This is a genomic window from Uliginosibacterium gangwonense DSM 18521 (assembly GCF_000373965.1).
In the GTDB taxonomy this organism is placed as follows: domain Bacteria; phylum Pseudomonadota; class Gammaproteobacteria; order Burkholderiales; family Rhodocyclaceae; genus Uliginosibacterium; species Uliginosibacterium gangwonense.
Map to the genome: position 1 here is coordinate 29,295 of NZ_KB892840.1, position 21,131 is coordinate 50,425.

At 56.6% G+C, this 21,131-nt stretch carries 19 protein-coding genes; 16 read left to right on the top strand and 3 right to left on the bottom strand.

The window, feature by feature from the left end; genetic code table 11:
• The first annotated feature begins 164 nt into the window (after positions 1-164).
• The 5 genes from B145_RS0109205 (at position 165) to rquA (ending at position 5,838) form a co-directional block, all read left to right on the top strand.
• Positions 165-1,277, top strand: coding sequence for a branched-chain amino acid ABC transporter substrate-binding protein (locus B145_RS0109205; RefSeq protein WP_018606843.1), 1,113 nt, complete (start codon positions 165-167; stop codon positions 1,275-1,277).
• A 90-nt stretch (positions 1,278-1,367) separates the two neighbouring features.
• Positions 1,368-2,588, top strand: a complete 1,221-nt coding sequence (locus B145_RS0109210; RefSeq protein ID WP_018606844.1) for a putative DNA modification/repair radical SAM protein — start codon at positions 1,368-1,370, stop codon at positions 2,586-2,588.
• 4 nt (positions 2,589-2,592) lie between these two features.
• Entirely contained in the window at positions 2,593-3,993 is a 1,401-nt protein-coding gene (locus tag B145_RS0109215) for a TIGR03915 family putative DNA repair protein (protein WP_018606845.1), read from the top strand.
• Between the two features lie 27 nt (positions 3,994-4,020).
• The gene (mnmL, locus tag B145_RS0109220; protein ID WP_018606846.1) at positions 4,021-5,016 is read left to right on the top strand and encodes a tRNA modification radical SAM protein MnmL/YtqA; all 996 of its coding nucleotides are present in this window, start codon (positions 4,021-4,023) and stop codon (positions 5,014-5,016) included.
• 72 nt (positions 5,017-5,088) lie between these two features.
• Positions 5,089-5,838: a rhodoquinone biosynthesis methyltransferase RquA gene (gene rquA, locus B145_RS0109225; RefSeq protein ID WP_018606847.1), complete on the top strand. Its 750-nt coding sequence runs from the start codon at positions 5,089-5,091 to the stop codon at positions 5,836-5,838.
• On the opposite strand, the gene B145_RS0109230 is transcribed toward rquA, so the two are convergent.
• Together B145_RS0109230 and B145_RS0109235 are read right to left on the bottom strand one after the other, a co-directional pair.
• Positions 5,822-6,778 carry a helix-turn-helix domain-containing protein gene (locus B145_RS0109230; protein ID WP_018606848.1) on the bottom strand — a complete coding sequence of 319 codons (957 nt, stop codon included), beginning with the start codon at positions 6,776-6,778 and terminating at the stop codon, positions 5,822-5,824. The two genes, rquA and B145_RS0109230, sit on opposite strands and share 17 nt — an antisense overlap.
• Positions 6,779-6,960: 182 nt before the next feature.
• Positions 6,961-8,325, bottom strand: a complete 1,365-nt coding sequence (locus tag B145_RS0109235; RefSeq protein ID WP_018606849.1) for a serine/threonine-protein kinase — start codon at positions 8,323-8,325, stop codon at positions 6,961-6,963.
• A gap of 230 nt (positions 8,326-8,555) precedes the next feature.
• On the opposite strand from B145_RS0109235, the gene grpE reads away from it, so the two are divergent.
• The 8 genes from grpE (at position 8,556) to B145_RS0109275 (ending at position 17,853) form a co-directional block, all read left to right on the top strand.
• Positions 8,556-9,131: a nucleotide exchange factor GrpE gene (gene grpE / locus B145_RS0109240; RefSeq protein ID WP_018606851.1), complete on the top strand. Its 576-nt coding sequence runs from the start codon at positions 8,556-8,558 to the stop codon at positions 9,129-9,131.
• A gap of 107 nt (positions 9,132-9,238) precedes the next feature.
• Positions 9,239-11,167, top strand: a complete 1,929-nt coding sequence (gene dnaK / locus B145_RS0109245) for a molecular chaperone DnaK (protein WP_018606853.1) — start codon at positions 9,239-9,241, stop codon at positions 11,165-11,167.
• A gap of 209 nt (positions 11,168-11,376) precedes the next feature.
• Positions 11,377-12,513, top strand: coding sequence for a molecular chaperone DnaJ (gene dnaJ / locus B145_RS0109250; protein ID WP_018606855.1), 1,137 nt, complete (start codon positions 11,377-11,379; stop codon positions 12,511-12,513).
• A gap of 154 nt (positions 12,514-12,667) precedes the next feature.
• Positions 12,668-13,468, top strand: a complete 801-nt coding sequence (locus B145_RS0109255; RefSeq protein WP_018606857.1) for an enoyl-ACP reductase FabI — start codon at positions 12,668-12,670, stop codon at positions 13,466-13,468.
• Positions 13,469-13,657: 189 nt separating this feature from the next.
• Positions 13,658-14,692, top strand: coding sequence for an amino acid ABC transporter substrate-binding protein (locus tag B145_RS0109260; RefSeq protein ID WP_018606858.1), 1,035 nt, complete (start codon positions 13,658-13,660; stop codon positions 14,690-14,692).
• Between the two features lie 112 nt (positions 14,693-14,804).
• Positions 14,805-15,737: an amino acid ABC transporter permease gene (locus tag B145_RS0109265; protein WP_211209796.1), complete on the top strand. Its 933-nt coding sequence runs from the start codon at positions 14,805-14,807 to the stop codon at positions 15,735-15,737.
• A complete protein-coding gene (locus B145_RS25075) occupies positions 15,734-16,741 on the top strand; it encodes an amino acid ABC transporter permease (RefSeq protein ID WP_018606861.1) in 1,008 nt (335 codons plus the stop codon). Before B145_RS0109265 ends, B145_RS25075 begins: the two co-directional genes overlap by 4 nt.
• Before the next feature lie 122 nt (positions 16,742-16,863).
• Complete coding sequence (locus B145_RS0109275; RefSeq protein WP_018606862.1) at positions 16,864-17,853, top strand: LysR family transcriptional regulator; 990 nt, start codon at positions 16,864-16,866, stop codon at positions 17,851-17,853.
• A 9-nt stretch (positions 17,854-17,862) separates the two neighbouring features.
• On the opposite strand, the gene uraD is transcribed toward B145_RS0109275, so the two are convergent.
• The gene (uraD, locus tag B145_RS0109280) at positions 17,863-18,384 is read right to left on the bottom strand and encodes a 2-oxo-4-hydroxy-4-carboxy-5-ureidoimidazoline decarboxylase (protein ID WP_018606863.1); all 522 of its coding nucleotides are present in this window, start codon (positions 18,382-18,384) and stop codon (positions 17,863-17,865) included.
• 45 nt (positions 18,385-18,429) lie between these two features.
• Between uraD and uraH the strand changes: the two genes are divergently transcribed.
• From uraH to puuE, 3 genes are all read left to right on the top strand, one after another.
• Positions 18,430-18,876 carry a hydroxyisourate hydrolase gene (gene uraH, locus B145_RS0109285; protein ID WP_281167665.1) on the top strand — a complete coding sequence of 149 codons (447 nt, stop codon included), beginning with the start codon at positions 18,430-18,432 and terminating at the stop codon, positions 18,874-18,876.
• 114 nt (positions 18,877-18,990) lie between these two features.
• Complete coding sequence (locus B145_RS0109290; RefSeq protein WP_018606865.1) at positions 18,991-20,178, top strand: urate hydroxylase PuuD; 1,188 nt, start codon at positions 18,991-18,993, stop codon at positions 20,176-20,178.
• Entirely contained in the window at positions 20,178-21,101 is a 924-nt protein-coding gene (puuE, locus tag B145_RS0109295; protein WP_018606866.1) for an allantoinase PuuE, read from the top strand. The genes B145_RS0109290 and puuE overlap by 1 nt, the downstream gene beginning before the upstream one ends.
• The last annotated feature ends 30 nt before the right edge of the window (positions 21,102-21,131 follow it).

The window sequence follows — 21,131 nt, forward strand, 5'->3', positions numbered from 1 at the left end:
TGTAGCGTTTGTCTTGACGCTGTCACAAAGAATCTTGCAGATACCCTGGCAACCGTAGCGTCAATTCTTGACGTGCCGCATAATGGATCAGGCAAGACGGCCATATGGTTGTCAGGCCTGAAAATTGCTGTTGCCTACCGTCTGACCTACTGGAGAAAATCTACATGAAACGAATTGCCCTGCTTGTTGCCGCTCTGCCCTTTCTCTATGCAGCAAGTGCTTCAGCTGACGTAGTTGTCAAGATTGGTCATGCGGGCCCCACGACCGGGCCGATTGGTCACATCGGCAAAGACGGTGAAAATGGCGCACGTTTGGCAATTGAAGATGCCAACGCCAAAGGCGTCACCATTGGCGGGCAAAAGGTCAAGTTCGAACTCGTGGGTGAAGACGACCAAGCCGACCCGAAGACGGCAACCATAGTTGCCCAGCGTCTGGTAGACGGCGGTGTCAAAGGCGTGGTGGGCCATGTCACCTCTGGCGCCTCCATTCCCGCATCGCGCATCTACGAACAAGCCGGCATCCCAGTCATCACCCCCTCTTCCACCAGCCCCAAGCTGACCCAGCAAGGCTACAAGGTAACCTACCGCGTCATCGCAAATGACCTGCAACAAGGCGTGGCCATGGCCGCTTTCGCCAAGAAGCTTGGCATCAAGACCATCGCCATCATCGATGACCGCACCGCCTACGGCCAGGGCTTAGCTGACGCACTGGAAGCCTCTGCCAAGAAGGAAGGCATCTCCGTCGTCGGGCGTGAATACACCAACGACAAGGCCACCGATTTCACCTCCATCCTGACCAAGATCAAGGGCAAGACGCCTGACGCCATCTTCTACGGCGGCATGGACGCGCAAGCCAGCCCAATGCTCAAGCAGGTTCGCCAACTGGGCCTGAAGTCCCGCTTCCTGGGGGGCGATGGCGTCTGTACCACAGACATGCCGAAGCTCGCAGGTAGCGCCATGGATGAGAACGTGATGTGCACCATGGCTGGGATTGCCAAGGAAAAGATGCCTGGCGGCGTCAAGTTCTACGAGCGTTTCAAACAACGTTTCAACACCGATGTGCAGCTCTACGCCCCCTATAGCTACGACGCAGCCATGACGCTGATCGAAGCCATGAAGCTCGCCAACTCGGTGGAACCCGCCAAGTACCTGCCCGCCATGCAAAAGCTCACCTACAAAGGCATCACCGGCAATATCTCCTTTGACGCCAAGGGCGACATCAAGGAAGGCGGCGTAACGCTCTACACCTACAAAGACGGCAAGTGGGTGGCGCAATAAACCTCGCCCTCTGAAATACAGCCCGGTTCGCCGGGCTTGATTTTCATGTCGGCTTGAAATACTGTACACATATACAGTATTCCAAGCATCATGGAACTCGCCCGTAAACTCGAAATTCTCTCTGCCGCCGCCAAGTACGACGTGTCGTGCTCCTCCAGCGGCGCCCCTTCCCGGGGTTCGCTCGGCCAAGCTGGCCTGGGCAACACGACCGGCATGGGCATCTGCCACAGCTTTACGCCGGATGGCCGCTGCATCTCCCTGCTCAAAGTTCTGCTCACCAATTTCTGCGTCTATGACTGCAGCTATTGCATCAACCGCCGCAGCAGCGATGTGCCACGCGCACGCTTCAAAGCGGAAGAGCTGACCCAGCTAGCGCTGGATTTCTATCGTCGCAACTACATTGAAGGCTTGTTCCTGAGTTCGGGCATCATCCGCTCGGCTGACTACACAATGGAACAACTCACGCGGGTGGCCCGCAGTCTGCGCGAAGAGCACTTGTTTCGTGGCTACATCCACCTCAAGACGATTCCTGATGCCGACCCGGCACTGATTGCCGAAGCGGGGCGCTATGCAGACCGCCTGAGCGTCAATATCGAATTACCCACCGAGGCGAGCATCACCCGGCTGGCGCCGGAGAAGAAGGTTGTCACCATCAAACGGACGATGGGGCATATCCGCTCCCACATTGAGGAACGCCAGGGAGAAAGGCGCGCGCCCCGTTTTGCCCCTGCCGGGCAAAGCACCCAGATGATCGTCGGCGCAGACGAGACAGACGACCACACGATTCTGAACACGGCAGAAACCCTCTACGGCGCCTACCACCTGAAGCGCGTCTACTACTCTGCCTTCAGCCCGATTCCTGCGGCCTCCAGCCTGCTTCCACATCAAGCACCTCCGTTGCTGCGGGAGCATCGCCTCTATCAAGCGGACTTTCTGGTACGTAGCTACGGCTTCAGCATCAAGGAAATCCTGCCTGCCCCTGGCAACCTTGCGCTCGACATCGACCCCAAGCTCGCTTGGGCGCTGAACAACCGGGCGCAATTCCCCGTCAATCTCAACACGGCGGAAGAATGGCTGATCGCCCGGGTGCCGGGCATTGGCGTGCGCAATGCCAAACGCATCGTAGCCTTGCGCAGACAACGCAGAGTCTGCTTTGACGATTTGATCCGGATGCATTGCCAGATGAAGAAGCTCACCCCTTTCATCCAGACCAGCGACTACTTTCCGCGCAGAGACAGCGTTTCTTCCGAAGTCCTGCGTCAAAGCATGGTCAAACAACAACTCCCTTTATTCCCTTTTGGTGTGGTCTAGCCTTATGTATGCCCCACGCGTTAATAGTTTTGAAACTTGGCTTGCCGCAGCCTCTACCTTGATCGCGGCCGAGGCTGCCCCACCTCTTGTGGATTGGGGGGATACAGATGGGATCGAAAGCCTATTCGCGGCAAGCCACGCTGCTACGCCTTCTGCATCCACACCGCTGGATCTGCCTGAATCCCTGCGACAGCGCCTTGAAGAAGCATGCTGCTATCTGGGCAAGGAACGCTGGAGCTTGCCCTACCGTGTGCTCTGGCGCTGCCTGCATGATGATTGGGCAGCCCTGCTCCCCGGCGATGCCGATGGCTCGCCATTCGCCCGCAGGGAACGTGCAGTACGGGGGGCAGCTCATGCCATGAAAGGCTTTCTACGCTTTCAGGAACGCCCAACCAACACGCACTCCCCCCGCTTTGTCGCGTGGTACGAACCACCTCACGATGTACTGCAAGCTGTCGCCCGGCATTTTGCAGAGCGCATGGGGAACAATACCTGGCTGATCGCCACGCCATTGGGCAGCGCCAATTGGGATGGCAAGCGCCTAGCTTTTGGCCCTCCGTTGAGCAAACCAGCCCAGAACGAAGACCTGATTGAAGCGCTATGGCTGGATTATTATCGCAGCACCTTTAACCCGGAACGCTTAAACCCTGGCCTCATGCAAGCCCATTTGCCCGGTGAGCAGCAACGCAATCTGCCAGAAGGGCGCCTGATCCCCGCGCTGATCAGCGAGGCACAGCTTGGGCAGAGCCGACAATCCAGAGCCCCTTTGCCCAGCATCGCCAAAAATGCAACATGTGCCAATGGCCGGGAAGCCCGTCTTTCGCTGGGGAACGAGCTGGAAAACTGCCGACGCTGCAGCCTTTGGGAACACGCCACCTACCCCGTTGGTGGGAGTGGCCCGATAAACGCGCGTGTCATCATCGTGGGTGAGCAGGCCGATGACCACGACGATCTGATCGGGGAACCCTTCTCGGGCGAGTTGGGGCGGTTTCTGGAGTCGCTGCTCAACGCTGCTGGCGTAGCAAGGGAAGAGGTATACCTGACCCACGCAGTCAAACATTTTCGCTTCGAAAGCATCCAGTTACAGCGCCGCTACCGCGCGCCCACGCCCGCGCATATCAACGCCTGCCATTATTGGCTGGAGCAAGAGTTGGCCCAGGTTCCCGCGCTAGCCATCGTGGCTTTGGGCCGTTCTGCCGCCCAGGCGGTACTCCAGACGGAAGTCCCCTTGCCAATGGGTGAGGCGCCATTGGTCATGCCGCTTGCAGAAAAACGGGTTTTTGTAACCTGGCATCCTGCCTACGCACAAAAAACAGCCAATCCGCAGGCGCGTACCGCCGCGCAAGCCCACATTGTTGCCAGCCTGCGCCACGCGTGGCAGCTTGCGACATCACTGCAACATTGATCCAACCCTGGCAACAACATACCCGGTATGGGCGATACTCACACCATGGGTTCCTTGCTTTCTATCATGCCTCACGACACACCTCCCGATCTCTACCAGGGTCGCCGTTATCACGCCTACAATGATTGGGTTAAACGCACCCATGGCGGGCGCCTGCAAAAAGTCTCAATCGATGCGGGCTTCACCTGCCCCAACCGTGATGGCACCTTGGGGATAGGGGGCTGCAGCTTCTGCAACAACGAAGGCTTCACCCCCAGCTATCTGCAAGAGCAGCGCTTGGTGAGCGACCAGATCGACACGGGCGTAAACTTCATGCGCCGCCGCTACCCGGAAAGTACGCGCTTTTTGGCCTACTTTCAGTCCTACTCCAACACGTATGCCTCACGTGAGGTGCTTGCCGAGCGCTATGCCCAGGCGCTGGCCCACCCGGCAATCTCAGGGCTTGTGATCGGCACCCGCCCGGACTGCCTGCCTGACGATGTGCTCGATTACCTCGCAGAACTTGCCAAGACCCACCTGATCGAATTAGAAATAGGCATCGAGTCCTGCTCGGATGCAGTGCTGACCGAGTGCCTGCGCGGCCATGATTTTGCCTGTACAGAAGACGCCATCAAACGTGCCGCCACCAGGGGACTCTTCATCACCGGTCACCTGCTGCTGGGCTTACCCAAGGAAACACCGGAAAGCCTGATCGAAGGTGCCCACAAGCTGGCGCAACTACCTGTTGATGCCTTGAAATTCCATCAACTGCAAATCGTGCGCAGCACGCGCCTTGCCAACCAGTGGAAAGCCGATCCGTACAGCATTCCACTGCTGGCCCCGGCGGAATACATCAACGCGGTGGCGGACATGCTGGAGCATTTGCCCCCCACTGTACGCATCCAGCGCCTGGGGAGCGAGGTACCGCCCAAGCTGCGTCTGTCACCTGACTGGGGCATGCGTCTATCAGTCTTCCCCGCCCTGCTGGAAGCCCGGCTGGCCGAGCGCAATACCTGGCAAGGGAAATGCCACCCATCGCGATAAGTTTGGCGCAGCGCAAGAGATCAACGATTACAAGCTGCTATCGTTTCTGTAGTTTGCATCTGATTCAGTCCTATGGCCGATACAACCTATGAGGCAACAGAGCCTCAAAGTCAGCAGTGCGAAGCACTCCCCCCGATCCGCAACCTGAACGCCAATAACGAACTCCCCAGTTACATGTCCGAAGTCTATGACTGGGCATACGTTGACCCTCAAAAAGTCGATTGGCTTGACCGCAATATCGTCGTCAAAACCCTCCTGTTTGGCAACGATCAGCGCCTGATGCGCCGTTACCTGGAGCGTATCCGCCCAGGCACGCGTGTCTGGCAGGTGGCCCACGTTTATGGTGATCTCGTCAGCAAGGTTGCTCAACGCGTGGGAGCAAAAGGCAGCTTCCACCTCACCGATATCACCCCGGCACAAATCGCGCACGCCCAACGCAAAATCGGGCATCTGCCCTGGGCACGTGTGATCCGGCATGATGCCTCGCACTTCCAGAATGATGGCAAGCCTTACGACCTCGTGTGCAGCTTCTTCCTGCTACATGAGGTGCCGGAAGAATGGAAGCAGGCCGTGGTCAACAACATGCTGGCACAGGTCGTGCCGGATGGCGAAGTGATCTTCGTTGACTATCACAAACCTGCATGGTGGCAGCCTATCGGCTACATCCTGCGCGTGGTCAACCACTTGCTGGAGCCGTTCGCCAAAGCGCTCTGGGAACGTGAGATCAGCAGCTATGCCGACAACGCAGACCAGTACAACTGGGACAAGCGCTGCATATTCGGCGGCGTCTACCAGATTGTACGCGTTACGCGCAAGGCATAGCAAAATCACCGGGGATGCTCGCCTCCGCACGGCCTGAAATGCCCGTGTTGCTGCGATAGGCGACTGGCGACATCCCCGTCCAGCGCTTGAACTGCCGTGAGAAGTGCGCCGTATCCGAGTAGCCCATGCGCTCGGCGACGCGTTGCACACTCATTTCGCCATCAAGCAGCAAAGTCTTTGCCCGCTTGAGCTTGATCAGCGAGCGGTACTGGCGCGCAGACATGCCATAGACCTGGCGAAACAGCATGTTGCCATAATCAGGGTGGTAGCCAAGTCTGCGGATCGCCGACTCGATACAGACGTTGCTCTCGCCCTGTTCAATCTCGCGTTCGATCACCTCGGCCAGACGACTGGCTGTCTGTAGCGCAGCCTGCGACAAGGCAGGCAGCACGCCATCTTCTTGCAAAAAACCTTCGGCCAGACGTGCCAGCACCTCAAACAGCGCAGCACCACTCCTCAAACGATACACCAGCATCGTCTCGGGCGTGGCAGTCTCGGGCCCTGCCATGGTGCGCAACGCCAGCAGGGATTCGCGCACCCGTCGGCCCGTCTCTGTCGAGCCGTCAATCAAACGTGTTCCAGCCCGGCACAGCAAGCGACGCAGGGCCAGTTCATCTACATCAAAGTGAACGCAATAGAAGGTCGCCGCCAGCGGAGCACTGGAAGAATGAGCATCGAACGGACACACCAGCAGAATGTCACCTTCGTGCTGGACCAGGGTATGCCCTGTCAGCCGGGTATGCTGTTCCCCCTGCTCTTGCAGGATCAACTCAAAATAGGGGTGGTCATGGCGCGGGAAAGACCATTTTGGTGGCACGATGCGCAAATGGGTTCCCGTGAGCGAAAACGTGGCGCTCAAATTGGGCTGCACCATCAGCACATCCGCCCCGTCTGCGGAACGGAAACTAGTGCACGGCGCATGAACAGGAATCATCGGCATAGTCGAGAAGCTTCCACAAAAGCTGGCGTTCCAAAAGGATTGCGTTTGGGCCGAGAGTTTGTGCTGAGAACGTGGGCTGAGAATCTAGGCCGAGATACGCACACAACCCAAGCGCGTTACTCTAGCACTTTGAAGTGCCGCCCAAAGCTCCGCCTGGATCAAAAGCGATCCATGCAACAGTTTCAGTCATCCATCAACTGCAGCTCAACCCCTGAGAGCGTTTGATTGACGGCTTTGAGTGCGGGCTTGCCATGCTCCCCAATCAATGCTTCGGCTGCATTGAGACGCTTGACCAAGGTAGTGATCAAGCGCGAACGGAAATGATCCAGACACTCCTCTGACGCCAGCGCCAAGGCTGCCGGAGTAATCTCGATATAGCGCACAATGGTCTTGCTGACTACCGACACACTTTGTGTGTGCTCCACATAATCCATGTAGGCTGATTCACCAAAACTCTCCCCCGCACTCACCACTCCCACGGCACGCCCCTTGATAGAGAGTTCCACATCCCCCTCGATCAAAATGCCGAAGCGTTGGTCGGTGCTCCCCTCCCGGACAAGCTGGGTCATCTCGTCGGCCACCCGCCATGAGGAGATACGGACCACTTCCCAAATCTCGATATCTTCAAACTCGGTAAAAAACGGCAGCTTGCGGATCTGGCCAAAGCGGGCGTTGTCGCTGACCTGATCCTTCTCGTCGTAGATCTTGAACTGGATGCCTGAGAGATCTTTGGCAAACTCCGCCCCGTTTTTGTAGCGGGAGTAGAGATCCTTTTCCATGGCCTTGCGGATCACCGTGTCGACGGCTTCCGGCACATTCGGGTTCAACTGGCTGGCCGATGGTGTATCGGTATTGATGATTTTATACACCAGTTGGGCCGGGTTCTTGGCCCGGAACGGCAGGCGCCCGGTCAGCATGTGGAAGAACACCACACCCAGCGAGTACAGGTCGGTTTTCTGGTTGAGCGGATAGTTCTTGATCTGCTCAGGCGACATGTAGGCAGGCGAGCCGACACCCATGATGAAGGTGGAGTCCTGATCGCTCTTCTTATGAACGTTCATCGCCAAACCGAAGTCTGTGATTTTCACATTGTCGTTCTCGTCGACCAGAATATTGGCAGGCTTGATGTCACGATGCACGATGCCCTGCCGATAGGCGTAATCCAACGCCATACAGCACTTGAAGATGATGCTGGTGGTGCGATGCACGGGCAGCATCTTCTCAAAACTACAGTAATCTTCGAGCGACTTGCCAGGGAAGTACTCCATCACGATGTAGGCTTCGTCTGGCTGGATCACCACCTCGAAAATTTTGATGATGTTGGGGTGATCAAGTTTGCGTGCAGCCGCTTCCTCCGCCCGCAGCAGCTTGAGCAGGCGGCGGTTCCACTTGGCTTCGTCCTTGGCCCTGTCTCTGAAAGAGATGTATTTGACCGCAACTGCCTGAGGGTAGAACGGATTTTCGGCAAGATAAACGGTTGCGGTGGCGCCACGCCCCACTTCGCGCAGGACTTTGTACTTGCCAATGCGTTCAGGTTGTCCAGACATTCGCTGCACTTTCCACTCAAAAACCGTCGTTGGGGCTGTCTGTGTACAATGATATCCCAGCAAGCAGCCAGAATACCGCCCAACACCGCTGCCACCCTAGATACTGTATAAGCTCACAAGTGAAGAGTGTGAAATATTTCACCGTTTTTCTCAACCTAGCCAAACGATACTTGAAAAGGCGATCGACGCCCCAACATACACGGGGAAAGTTATCCAAGGAGTCAGTTTTCATGCAGGAAAACCAGGAATTGCAAACACCAGCCCCCGAAGAAGCGCTCAGCACCGCTACGGTTTCGGCCACCGAAAACGCCAGTGAAACCGTTGAAACCACAATAGAATCCATTCCCGGCCTGGAAGAACAAATCCGCCAGCTCGAACTCAAGGCTGCCGAGCACCACGATGCCTGGCTGCGCGCCAAGGCCGAGACTGAAAACGTGCGCCGCCGGGCACAAGAAGACGTGAGCAAGGCAGCCAAATTTGCCATCGAAAAATTTGCGGGCGAATTGCTCTCAGTCAAAGATAGCCTGGAGCAAACCCTCGCGGTAGAGAACGCTACGCTTGAATCGCTGCGGGACGGTGTGGATCTGACCCTGCGCAACCTGATCAAGGCGTTTGAAAAGAGCGGCATGCAGGAGATTGCGCCGCTGGGCGAGAAGTTTGATCCGCATAAGCACCAAGCCATCAGTTCCATCCCTTCGGATCAACCCGCCAACACGGTGGTGCAGGTCTTCCAGAAGGGTTACCTGCTGGAAGGTCGGATTCTGCGCCCCGCTCTGGTGGCCGTTTCCAGCGGTTCCGCCGCGTAATGCAAAATTGACGCTTGAAAAGCGCGCAATCAACCCTACATAGCACCCAGGAATGAACATTAGGCGCATCCGGCAAGAACCCGGAGCGCCATCAAGGAGCTTTTAACATGGCAAAAATCATCGGTATCGACCTTGGCACCACCAACAGCTGCGTGGCCATCATGGAAGGGGGTCAGCCCAAGGTTATTGAAAACTCGGAAGGCGCGCGCACAACCCCCTCCATTGTTGCCTACATGGAAGATGGTGAAGTGCTTTGCGGTGCTCCGGCAAAACGTCAGGCCGTGACCAATGCCAAGAATACCCTCTACGCAGTCAAGCGCCTGATCGGCCGCCGCTTTGAAGAGCGTGAAGTGCAAAAGGACATCAATTTGATGCCCTATCGCATCATCAAGGCTGACAACGGCGACGCATGGATCGACGTGCGCGACAAGAAAATGGCTCCGCCGCAGATCTCGGCTGACGTGCTGCGCAAGATGAAGAAGACCGCTGAAGACTACCTGGGTGAAGAAGTCACCGAGGCCGTCATCACCGTGCCCGCCTACTTCAACGACAGCCAACGCCAGGCCACCAAGGACGCAGGCCGCATCGCCGGGCTAGACGTAAAGCGTATCATCAACGAACCGACCGCTGCCGCACTGGCCTTTGGCCTGGATAAGGTGACCAAGAAGGATCAGAAGATCGCTGTGTTCGACCTCGGCGGCGGTACGTTTGATATCTCGATCATCGAAATCGCTGACGTGGATGGCGACAAGCAGTTTGAAGTGTTGGCCACCAACGGCGACACCTTCCTGGGTGGTGAAGACTTCGACCAACGCCTGATCGACTACATCGTTGAAGAATTCAAGAAGATCAACGGTATCGATCTCTCGAAGGACGCGATTGCTCTGCAACGCATCAAGGCTGCCGCTGAGCGCGCCAAGATCGAGCTGTCGTCCGGCCAACAGACCGAAATCAACGAGCCGTACATCACCATGGCCAATGGCGCTCCTGCCCACTTGACCATGAAGATCACCCGCGCCAAGTTCGAGTCGCTGGTCGAGCAACTGGTTGACGCCACCATCGAACCCTGCCGCAAGGCACTGAAGGACGCGGGCCTGAAGGTTTCTGACATTGATGACGTGATCCTGGTCGGCGGTCAAACCCGCATGCCCAAGGTTCAGGAAAAGGTCAAAGAGTTCTTCGGCAAGGAAGCCCGCAAGGACGTGAACCCGGACGAAGCGGTTGCCGTGGGTGCTGCCATCCAGGGTGGTGTGCTGCAAGGCGAGGTGAAAGACGTGCTGCTGCTGGACGTCTGCCCGCTGTCCCTGGGGATCGAAACCCTGGGTGGCGTGATGACTGCGATGATCAAGCGCAACACCACCATCCCGACCAAGCATTCGCAAGTGTTCTCGACTGCCGACGACAACCAGCCTGCCGTAACCATCAAGGTCTACCAAGGTGAGCGCGAAATGGCCGCCGGCAACAAGATGCTGGGTGAATTCAACCTGGAAGGCATTCCGCCCGCACCGCGTGGCGTGCCGCAGATCGAAGTGACCTTCGACATCGACGCCAACGGCATCCTGCACGTCAAGGCTGCCGACAAGGCAACGGGCAAGGAAAACAAGATCACCATCAAGGCCAACTCTGGTTTGTCGGAAGATGAAATCCAGAACATGGTCAACGACGCCGCTTCCCATGCGGAAGAAGACAAGCGTCAACATGAGTTGATCGACGCCCGCAACCAGTGCGACGCTCTGATCCACACCACCAAGAAGGCGCTCGGTGAGCATGGTGACAAGGTCAGCGCAGACGAAAAGGGCAAGATCGAAGCCGCATTGAAGGACGCCGAGGAAGCCATGAAGGGTTCCGACAAGGCCGAAATCGAAGCAAAGGCCCAAGCACTGGCCACAGCCAGCCAGAAGCTCGGGGAGGCCATGTACGCCCAGCAACAGGCCGCTGAAGGCGCAGCCGGTGCCCAAGCGGGTGAACAGGCCAAGCCTGCTGCGGATGACAACGTGGTGGATGCTGAATTCACTGAAGTGAAGGACAAGAAGTAATTGTCTTTGTGGTGCTGCCTGCGTCATCCTGTGAAGCAGGCAGCATCAAGCTTTTACTGAAGTATCATGCGCAGGGACGAAGCCTAGGCATCAGTCCCTTTTACGCATGGATGCACCAGAAAGTAATGACGAGCAGCCTTTACTGACAAATCTGTCGCTTTGCCAGCAAAGGCAGCGATGTTCCCCCTGATTCTCGATTTTCACCCGACATGGCAAAACGCGATTATTACGAAGTCCTTGGCGTCGCCCGGGATGCGTCAGACGACGACATCAAAAAGGCCTACCGCAAGCAGGCCATGAAACACCACCCGGACCGCAACCCGGACGACAAGAGCGCGGAAGAGAAATTCAAGGAGGCCAAGGAAGCCTACGAGATACTCTCCGACGATCAAAAGCGCGCAGCCTATGATCGCTATGGACACGCGGGCGTAGACTCCTCTGCCGGAGGCGGCGGTTTTGGTGGCGGCCAGGGTTTCGACGGCTTTTCCGACGCTTTTGGCGGCATCTTTGACGAAATTTTCGGTGGTCGTGCGGGTGGCGGTGGCGGAAGCCAACGCGTCTATCGCGGTGCTGACCTGCGCTACACCCTGGAAATCTCCCTGGAAGAAGCCGCACGCGGGATTGAAAAGACCATCCGCATTCCGGTCATGGAAGAATGCGGGGTCTGCCATGGCTCTGGCGCCAAGGCTGGCACCCAGCCCAAGACCTGCCCTACCTGCGGCGGCGCGGGTCAGGTACGCATCCAGCAAGGCTTCTTCTCCATCCAGCAGACATGCCCGAAGTGTCATGGCTCTGGCCGCATCATCACTGATCCTTGCGGTGAATGCCATGGTGCAGGTCGCGTCAAGAAGCAAAAGACCCTGGAAGTCAAAATCCCCGCCGGGATCGATGAAGGCATGCGCCTGCGTACCCCGGGCTACGGTGAGCCGGGCGTAAACGGTGGACCATCGGGCGATCTTTTCGTCGAGATCCATATCAAGGAACATAGTGTCTTCGAACGCAATGGGGACGATCTGCATTGTGAAATGCCGATCAGCTTTACCACAGCAGCATTGGGTGGCGAAATCGAAATCCCGACCCTGGACGGCGCAGCTGGCATCAAGATCCCTGCCGAAACCCAGACGGGCAAGGTATTCCGCCTGCGTGGCAAGGGTATCCGCAATGTTCGCAGCGGCCATCATGGCGACCTGCATTGCCACGTAGTGGTGGAGACACCGGTAAAACTGACTGATCGCCAAAAGGAACTGCTGCGCGAATTTGATGCCTGCTGCCGCGAGCAAGGCTCTGCGCATAACCCGAAGGCACAATCCTGGATGGACAAGGTTCGCGACTTTTTCAGCAGCTAATCATTTGTTTTTCAAAAAAATAGCCGTCCAACCGGACGGCTATTTTTTTGGCCTGATGTTTATCTTCCTTAAGAATTGGTCAGTCTGGCAGTAGGGGAAATTCCAGCGATGGGGTCACCACGTTATAATCGGTTTTTATCGAGGAGATAGACGAATGGGATTTCTGGCAGGCAAGCGTATCCTGATTACTGGCGTACTAAGCACCCGTTCAATCGCCTATGGCGTTGCCATGGCCATGCACCGTGAAGGCGCCGAGCTTGCATTCACCTACCAGAATGACCGCATCAAGGATCGCGTCGCCGAACTGGCCCGGGATTTTGGCAGCCCCCTGCTCTTCCCTTGCGACGTGCAGGATGACGCTCAGATCACCGCTTTGTTTGAGTCGATTGGCAAAATCTGGGGGGGCCTGGATGGTTTTGTCCACTCCATCGCCTACGCCCCTGGCGAAGCACTCAAGGGGGATTTCCTCGACGGCCTGTCGCGTGACGCTTTCCGCACCGCCCACGAGATCAGCAGCTACAGCTTTGCTGCCATGCTCAAAGCTGCCCGCCCCTTGCTGAAGGGCCGCCCCAACCCTTGTGCCCTGACGCTGACCTACCTGGGTGCCGTGCGCACCATGCCCAATTACAACATCATGGGCGTTGCCAAAGCCAGTCTTGAGTCCTCGGTGCGTTACATGGCCGCTGCAGTCGGGCCGGAAGGCATTCGTGTCAACGCAGTGTCTGCCGGGCCGATCCGCACGCTTGCGGCTTTGGGCGTCAGTGGCTTTGGAAAGCTGCTGACCTTCAATGAAAAGAATGCCCCCCTGCGCCGCAACGTCACGATTGAAGAGGTGGGCAATGCAGCCGCGTTCCTGTGCTCTGATCTGGCTTCCGGCATCACGGCCGAAATCCTGTATGTGGATGGTGGCTTCAACACCGTCGCGCTGGGCACCGAAGACCCATACGGAGTGTGAGTGCCCCCGGCAAAGCAGCATCCATGCATAAAGGGCCATCGGGCCCTTTTTTCTTGTTCCTCTTCTATCAGGATTGCCATAGTCTATTGTTTGATTGCATCTTTGTTTAGAACAAATCGATGCTTCCGCATCAGCCAGACACTTGTTACGCTGGCAGCTGACCCGATTCCAAATAACAGGGAGCTTCAGATGATTCATTCGCTTTTTCGCCGTACCGGCCTGGCAGTCCCTTTCATACTGGCTGCACTAGCCAGCACGCCCGCCCATGCGGGCAAAACGCTGGATGCCATCAAGCAGCGCGGCAACATTCAATGTGGCGTCAGCACAGGCGTAGCAGGTTTCTCGCTGCCTGACAGCAAAGGCGTATGGTCAGGGCTGGATGTGGATTTCTGCCGTGGCATCGCCGCTGCAGTGCTGGGCGACCCCAACAAGGTCAATTTCGTCCCCCTCAACCCACAACAACGCTTCTCCGCCCTGCAGTCTGGTGAAGTGGACTTGCTGGCGCGTAATACCACCTGGAGCCTGAGCCGGGATGCTTCCCTGGGCCTGAGCTTCACCGGCGTCAATTATTATGACGGCCAAGGCTTTCTGGTGCCCAAGAAACTCAAACTCACCAGTGCCAAGCAACTCAAGAACGCTGAAATCTGCGTGCAATCAGGCACCACCAATGAAAAGAATCTGGCCGATTACTTCCGTGCCCAGAACATCAAGATCAAACCCGTGGTGTTTGAAGGCTTCGAAGCCTCCTTCAAGGCCTTCTTCTCTGGTCGTTGCCAAGCCTATACCACCGACATCTCCGGTCTTGCCGGCGTGCGCAACAAGGAAGCCAAAAACCCGGACGATTACGTGATTCTGCCTGAGGTGATTTCCAAGGAACCGCTGGGCCCGGCAGTGCGGCGCGGTGATGATGAATGGTTTGCGATTGTACGCTGGACGGCCTTTGCCCTGATTGAAGCTGAAGAATATGGCATCACCAAGGCCAATGTCGTCAGCCTCAAAGACAGCAAAGACCCCAACATCGGGCGCCTATTGGGTTCCACGGAAGACTCCGGCAAACTGCTGGGGCTGGATCGTGAGTGGGCTTTCCGTGCGGTCAAAGCAGTTGGCAATTACGGGGAAATCTTCGCCCGCAACGTGGGGCCGGATTCTGTTCTTAAGCTTCCGCGCGGTTTGAACAATCTGTGGAACAAGGGCGGTATTCTCTACGCGCCTCCGATCCGTTAAGCTTTCCCCTTATCCCTCTCACCGGGCTGCTTCACCGCAGCCCGTTTCTTGAATGTCATCTTCCTTCTCTCAACATCCAGGCGTTCTGCGCCGATGGTTGCCGCAGGTCCTGGTGGTATCGATTCTGGGTGTGCTACTTGCATGGTTAGGCCACAACGTACTGGACAACATGCGTGAGCGCGGTATCCGCGCAGGCTTCGATTTCCTGTTTGACCCAGCTGGCTTCGAAATTGGTGAAGGCATCCTGAGTTATGATGCCGCACAGCCGCTCTGGCGGGCGTTTGCCATGGGCATCCTCAACACCTTGCGGGTTGCCATTCCTTCCATTGTCATTGCGACTTTGCTGGGCAGCCTGATCGGCTTGGGCCGACTCAGCACCACACCCTCGCTACGCAAACTCTGCGGTTTCTGTGTGGAAAGCCTACGCAACATCCCGCTTCTGCTCCAACTGCTGATGTGGTATTTCGCACTGACCAGCCTGCTGCCAGATGCCAGCGACGCCATCAGCCCGCTGCCCGGCGTGCTAATCAGCAAGGGGGGGCTTTTCCTACCCGCCTGGAGTTGCGTAGGAGGAGGCTGTAGCTGGAACCTGCCACACCTTGAAGGCTTCGGTATCGAAGGTGGCTGGTCGCTCAGCCCGGAATACCTCGCTGTGCTCACTGCCTTGAGCCTGTACAGTGCCGTATTCATCGCAGAAATCGTCCGGGGTGGCATCCAATCTGTATCTGCCGGGCAGATCGCTGCGGCCCAGGCGCTGGGCATGCGCCCATTGCAAATCCTGCGCCACATCACCATACCGTTGGCATTGCGGGCCATCGTGCCCGCGCTCACCAATCAATTCCTGAACCTCAGCAAAAACTCATCTCTGGCCGTCGCCGTCGGCTACCCCGAGCTTGTCTCCATTGCCAACACATCTATCAACCAGAGTGGCCGGGCCTTTGAGTGCATTGTGATCGTCATGGCGGTCTACCTCACGCTCTCCCTGATCACCGCATTATTGATGAATCTGTATAACGCCCGCGTGGCGCTCAGGGGGGCAAAATGAGCGCCCTCAAACACCTGCGCACTTGGTTCTGGCTGATTCTGGCCGCCCTGATTCTATGGCCGGCGCTCAACTGGGGCGTTGTACACGCCGTCTGGACACCCGATCTGGAGGCCTGTCGCGCAGCGCGAGGCACCGGTGCCTGCTGGGGCGTAATCGCAGAAAAACACCGTCTGCTACTCTTTGGCCGCTACCCCTTCAACGAACAATGGCGCCCACTGCTGGCAAGCCTGCTGATTTTATCGGCACTCAGCCCCATCGCCTTCCAGAAGCTACGCACCCGGCGTTTTATGGCCTGCGGACTGATTGGCGTGCTACTGGCTGCGAGCCTGATGACAGGCGGATTTGCGGGCCTCAGCCCCGTACCCACCAAACTGTGGGGCGGGTTACCACTGACCCTGCTGGTTTCCCTGGGTGGAACCTTGCTGGCTTTCCCCTTGGCAATTCTGCTGGCACTTGGTCGACGCTCCACCCTGCCCCTGCTGCGCAGCGTATGCACAACGTATATCGAACTGATCCGTGGCGTACCATTGATCAGCCTGCTGTTCATGGCTGCCTTCCTCTTCCCCTTGATGCTGCCCACCCAATTCAGGTTGGACATCCTGCCCAGGGTCATCTTCACCATCGCCCTCTTTGCCGCAGCCTATCTGGCAGAGGTGATTCGTGGCGGGCTGCAGGCTGTCCCCAAGGGCCAACTCGTCGCTGCCCAAGCCATTGGCATGCGCCACTGGCAGGCAATCACCTACATCGTACTGCCACAAGCACTACGCGCTGCACTACCTGCAATGGTCAACAGCTTCGTGGGGATCTTCAAAGACAGTTCGTTGATTTCCATCGTCAGCCTACACGAACTCACCGGCGCACTCTCACTGGCCCTCGGTGGCGATGCTGAATGGCGCAGCTTCTATTTGGAAGGCTACATCTTCATCGCAGCGGTGTATTGGCTATTCTGTTTCACCCTGTCCGCAGCCAGCCGTCGCCTGGAAAATCACCTCAACCATAAATAAGCATACCGTTCAAATCAGCCTCTCCATGACAATGGCGTCGCCTGTGCACTCTCTGGCAAGCAGATTTTGCCTCCAATCTGTGCCAGAATCCATGCATTGACAGCGCGTATCGCAGAAAGATCATGGCACACCAAGCTAACCGGGATTCGATTGACGTCCACCTGCTGCGCGTACTTTACGCCCTGCTAACCGAAGGCAGCGTCTCTCGTGCCGCACTGCGCCTGAATCAGTCTCAACCAGCAGTCAGTACAGCCTTACGGCGCCTACGAGAATTGACAGGCGACCCCCTCCTGGTGCGCAGCAAAAATGGCATGACGCCCACCGAGCGTGGCGCCAGCCTGCTAGAACCGGTGCACCAGGCATTGGCAAATATTGACACCATCGTCACCCCGCCGAACCGCTTCAATCCTGCCGAAACCCGCCGCATCTACAAACTGGCAACACCGGATTACCTTGCCCCCGAGTTGATCGGCAAAATGTTTGCACGCCTGCACCGGTTGGCTCCCCAAGCACAGTTGTTCATTCACTCCATGGGCGCTGACCAGGATTTTGCGCTGGCATTGGAATCCGGTGAATTTGACGCCGTCATAGGCAATTGGCCTCAACCACCAGAGCAATTGCGCATCACGGCCTTGTTTGAGGATGAAGTTGTATGCCTGATGCGCAAGGATCATCCACTGGCAGGCAAGCCACTGACCATCAAGCACTATCTGGAAGCGGAGCATGTCGCGCCAACACCTTATTCAGTGGGACGCAGAGGTGTCATTGATCTGCATCTCGCACGGGAGCGGCTCAAACGGAATGTAGTCGCGTGGATTCCCTATTTCCACATAGCGCCATACATGCTTTTGGAATCAGACCTGCTCTTCACCTGCCCACGCATGCTTGCCGAACACCATGCAAAGCTGCTCCCCCTCGCAATGGTCCGATCCCCCATTGATTTTCCTGGCATGCGCTTTTCTTTGCTATGGCATGACAAATCCCATCTTGCTGATGATGCACGATGGTTTCGGGAGCAGATTGTCGCCGCCGCAAGAGAATACGCCACGCCTGCTACCCGCCCCGCCCCTTCTGTACCCTTGCAGCCAGGTCACACAGGCTGGCAAAGTTAAGCCACGCAATCATGTCGCAAAGCGCTCGTGCAGGCGAAGACAGGCAATCCGCTCAATTTGGAGCAATGCCTCTTCAAGCTCCTGCTCGGGCACATTCTCAAGCCGATTTGCAAAGATAGCAATTATCGCTGCCCGATCTAAACCACGTACAGCAAGAATAAACGGAAAGCCAAATTTTTCCCGATACGCTGTATTGAGTTGATGCAAACGAGCGTATTCCTCAGGGCTACATGCATCCAGACGAGCCCCGGACTGTTCGCGTACAGATGCCTCTGCCATTTCCCCGCGCATCGCGGCCTTTCCTGCCAACTCGGGGTGAGCACGAATCAGCGCAAGCTTTTCATCTGCACTGGCTGCGCGCATGCACCGACATAGGGCCTGTTGCAAATCCTCCAATGCCTCAAAAGGGCGCATCAACCAGGCACGCTCCGCCACCCACGGCGAATGCTCGAAGATGCCATCCAAGCGGCTCACAAACGAAGACTGGTCCAAGGCAGACAGCACTGCCATTTCAGCCTGAAGGGCACTCATGACTTCAACTCCCGGATGGATGATTTGCGTATCATCGCATGCGGGATGGAATCAAAACCTAGCAAAATCCATATAGGCAGTATCCACCGATTCATATCTGGCTATCCCTATAATCTTCATCAACTCACTGTCAGGAGATCCATTGTGGGCAAATTGACTACGCATGTCCTGGACACCGCAAACGGCTGCCCAGCCGCTGGTATGTGTTTTGCTTTATACCGAGAGAACAGTGCCGCACCTTTGCTTACGGGCGTAACCAATCAGGATGGGCGTGCTGACGCCCCCTTGCTTGAAAATGCAGGCTTGATACCAGGGCGCTACACCCTTGTATTTGAAGTTGCAAATTACTTCTTGGCAAAAGGTGCGGTATTGCCAGATCCGCCGTTTTTGGGAGACGTGCGGCTGGACTTCGGGGTTGCTGATTCTCAGGCACACTACCATGTGCCCCTATTGGTTTCTCCCTGGAGTTACAGCACGTACCGAGGCAGTTGAAAAACAAGGCGTAACTTGCCTCTGAAGCAGAATACGCGCACGACAAAATCAGGTTGAGCTGGGTCGTGCGGACCTCGCGTCAAAGTGGGTCCGGTTTGCCTGGAGTTGTTCAAGATGGAGATTTCCTATCTCACTGATGCCGCAAGCATGCTGCTACGCTGGCTGCACCTGATTGTGGGCATAGCCTGGATTGGCTCATCATTCTATTTCGTATGGCTGGACAACAGCCTCAAACCCCCAACAAACCCCAAGCTGAAAGAAGACGGTGTAGGCGGCGAGCTGTGGGCCATGCATGGTGGTGGTTTCTACAATCCACAAAAATATGCAGTCGCCCCCAAGCATCTACCGGAAGATCTGCATTTCTTCTTCTGGCCCAGCTATACAACCTGGATCACCGGCTTCCTACTCATCTCCACGCTATACTACTTCCAGGCCGCCACCTACATGGTGGACCCGGCAATCTCATCCGTCACCCCTTATCAATCGATTGGCATAGGCATAGGCACACTCGTGCTCGGCTGGATCGTCTACGACCAATTGGCGCGGCTGCTGATTGAACGCAGCCAACTCGTCTTCGCAATCATCTACGTCGCCTTTGTCACGGGCGTCAGCTATGTGCTCTGCCACCTCATCGCCGGGCGTGCCGCCTACATCCACGTTGGTGCAATGATCGCCACCACGATGAGCGCCAATGTATTCTTCTGGATCATCCCGGCCCAGCGAAAACAGGTTGCCGCCATGAAACGCGGCGAAGAGGTTGACCCGATATTGGGCAAGCGCGCCAAACAGCGCAGCTACCACAACAATTACCTCACCCTGCCAGTGCTGTTCGCCATGATCAGCAATCACTACGCCAGCACCTACAATCATGCCCATGCCTGGCTGGTGCTCATCCTGATCATGCTGGGTTCTGTACTCATCAGGCACTTCTTCAACCTTCGCCACAAGGGCGAAAATCGTTGGGAATATCCTATTGTCGGCATGGCCATCATCCTCGCCGTACTAGTGTGGATTGCCCCTAAACCAACGACTGCGCTAGCCGGAAAACCAGTCCCCACACTTGCTGAGATCGCCGCGATTGCCCAGACAAGATGTACTGGTTGCCACGCGGAAAAGCCCACCATCATGCCGGTGGCACAAATGGGCATCATGCTGGATACACCCGCCCGGATCAAACAATACGCCCAACGCATGAATGAACGGGCGTTTGTGCTCAAAAACATGCCTCTGGCCAACATCACCCAGATGACAGATGAAGAACGGGCCAAAATCGGCGCATGGTTCGCCGCAGGAGGGAAATGATGCACACACCATACCCCCGTGATCTTGTTGGCTATGGTCGCAATCCCCCGCATCCGAACTGGCCGGGCAAGGCGAAAATTGCCGTACAGTTTGTGCTCAACTACGAAGAGGGTGGAGAAAACTGCGTTCTGCATGGCGATGCAGGAAGCGAACAGTTTCTTTCCGAAATGTTCAATCCTCCTGCCTTCCCAGATCGCCACCTTACCATGGAGTCGATTTATGAATACGGCTCGCGTGCTGGGGTATGGCGTATTTTGCGGGAGTTTGAACGCCGAGGTCTGCCATTGACGGTGTTTGGCGTCTCCATGGCGCTTGAACGTCACCCGGAATTGACTGCCGCATTCAAAGAACTCGGCCATGAAATCGCATGTCATGGCTGGCGATGGATTCATTACCAGAATTTTGACGACGTCACCGAGCGCGAACACATGCGCATTGGCATGGACATCATTGAGCGCCTCACCGGAGAACGCGCATTAGGCTGGTACACAGGGCGAGATTCACCCAACACCCACCGGCTGGTTGCTGATTATGGCGGTTTCCTGTACGACAGCGATTACTACGGCGATGACCTTCCCTTCTGGATGCCCGTCAAGAAAACCAATGGCGAAACAATCCAGCAGCTCATCGTTCCCTATACGCTTGATGTGAATGACATGCGATTTTCATTGCCGCAAGGTTACTCGCAGGCTTCTGACTTTTCTACCTACTTGAAAGACAGCTTCGATGTGCTGTACGCAGAAGGTGTAGACAGCCCGAAGATGATGAGCATCGGCATGCACTGCCGACTACTTGGTCGCCCTGGACGCATGCGTGCACTGATCGATTTTCTTGACTATATCGAGCGACACGACCGGGTATGGGTTTGCAGGCGCATCGATATTGCACGCCACTGGCACAAGCATTTCCCGCCCCCCATGTGACTTGGTCACACATACTCCTCATTACTACAT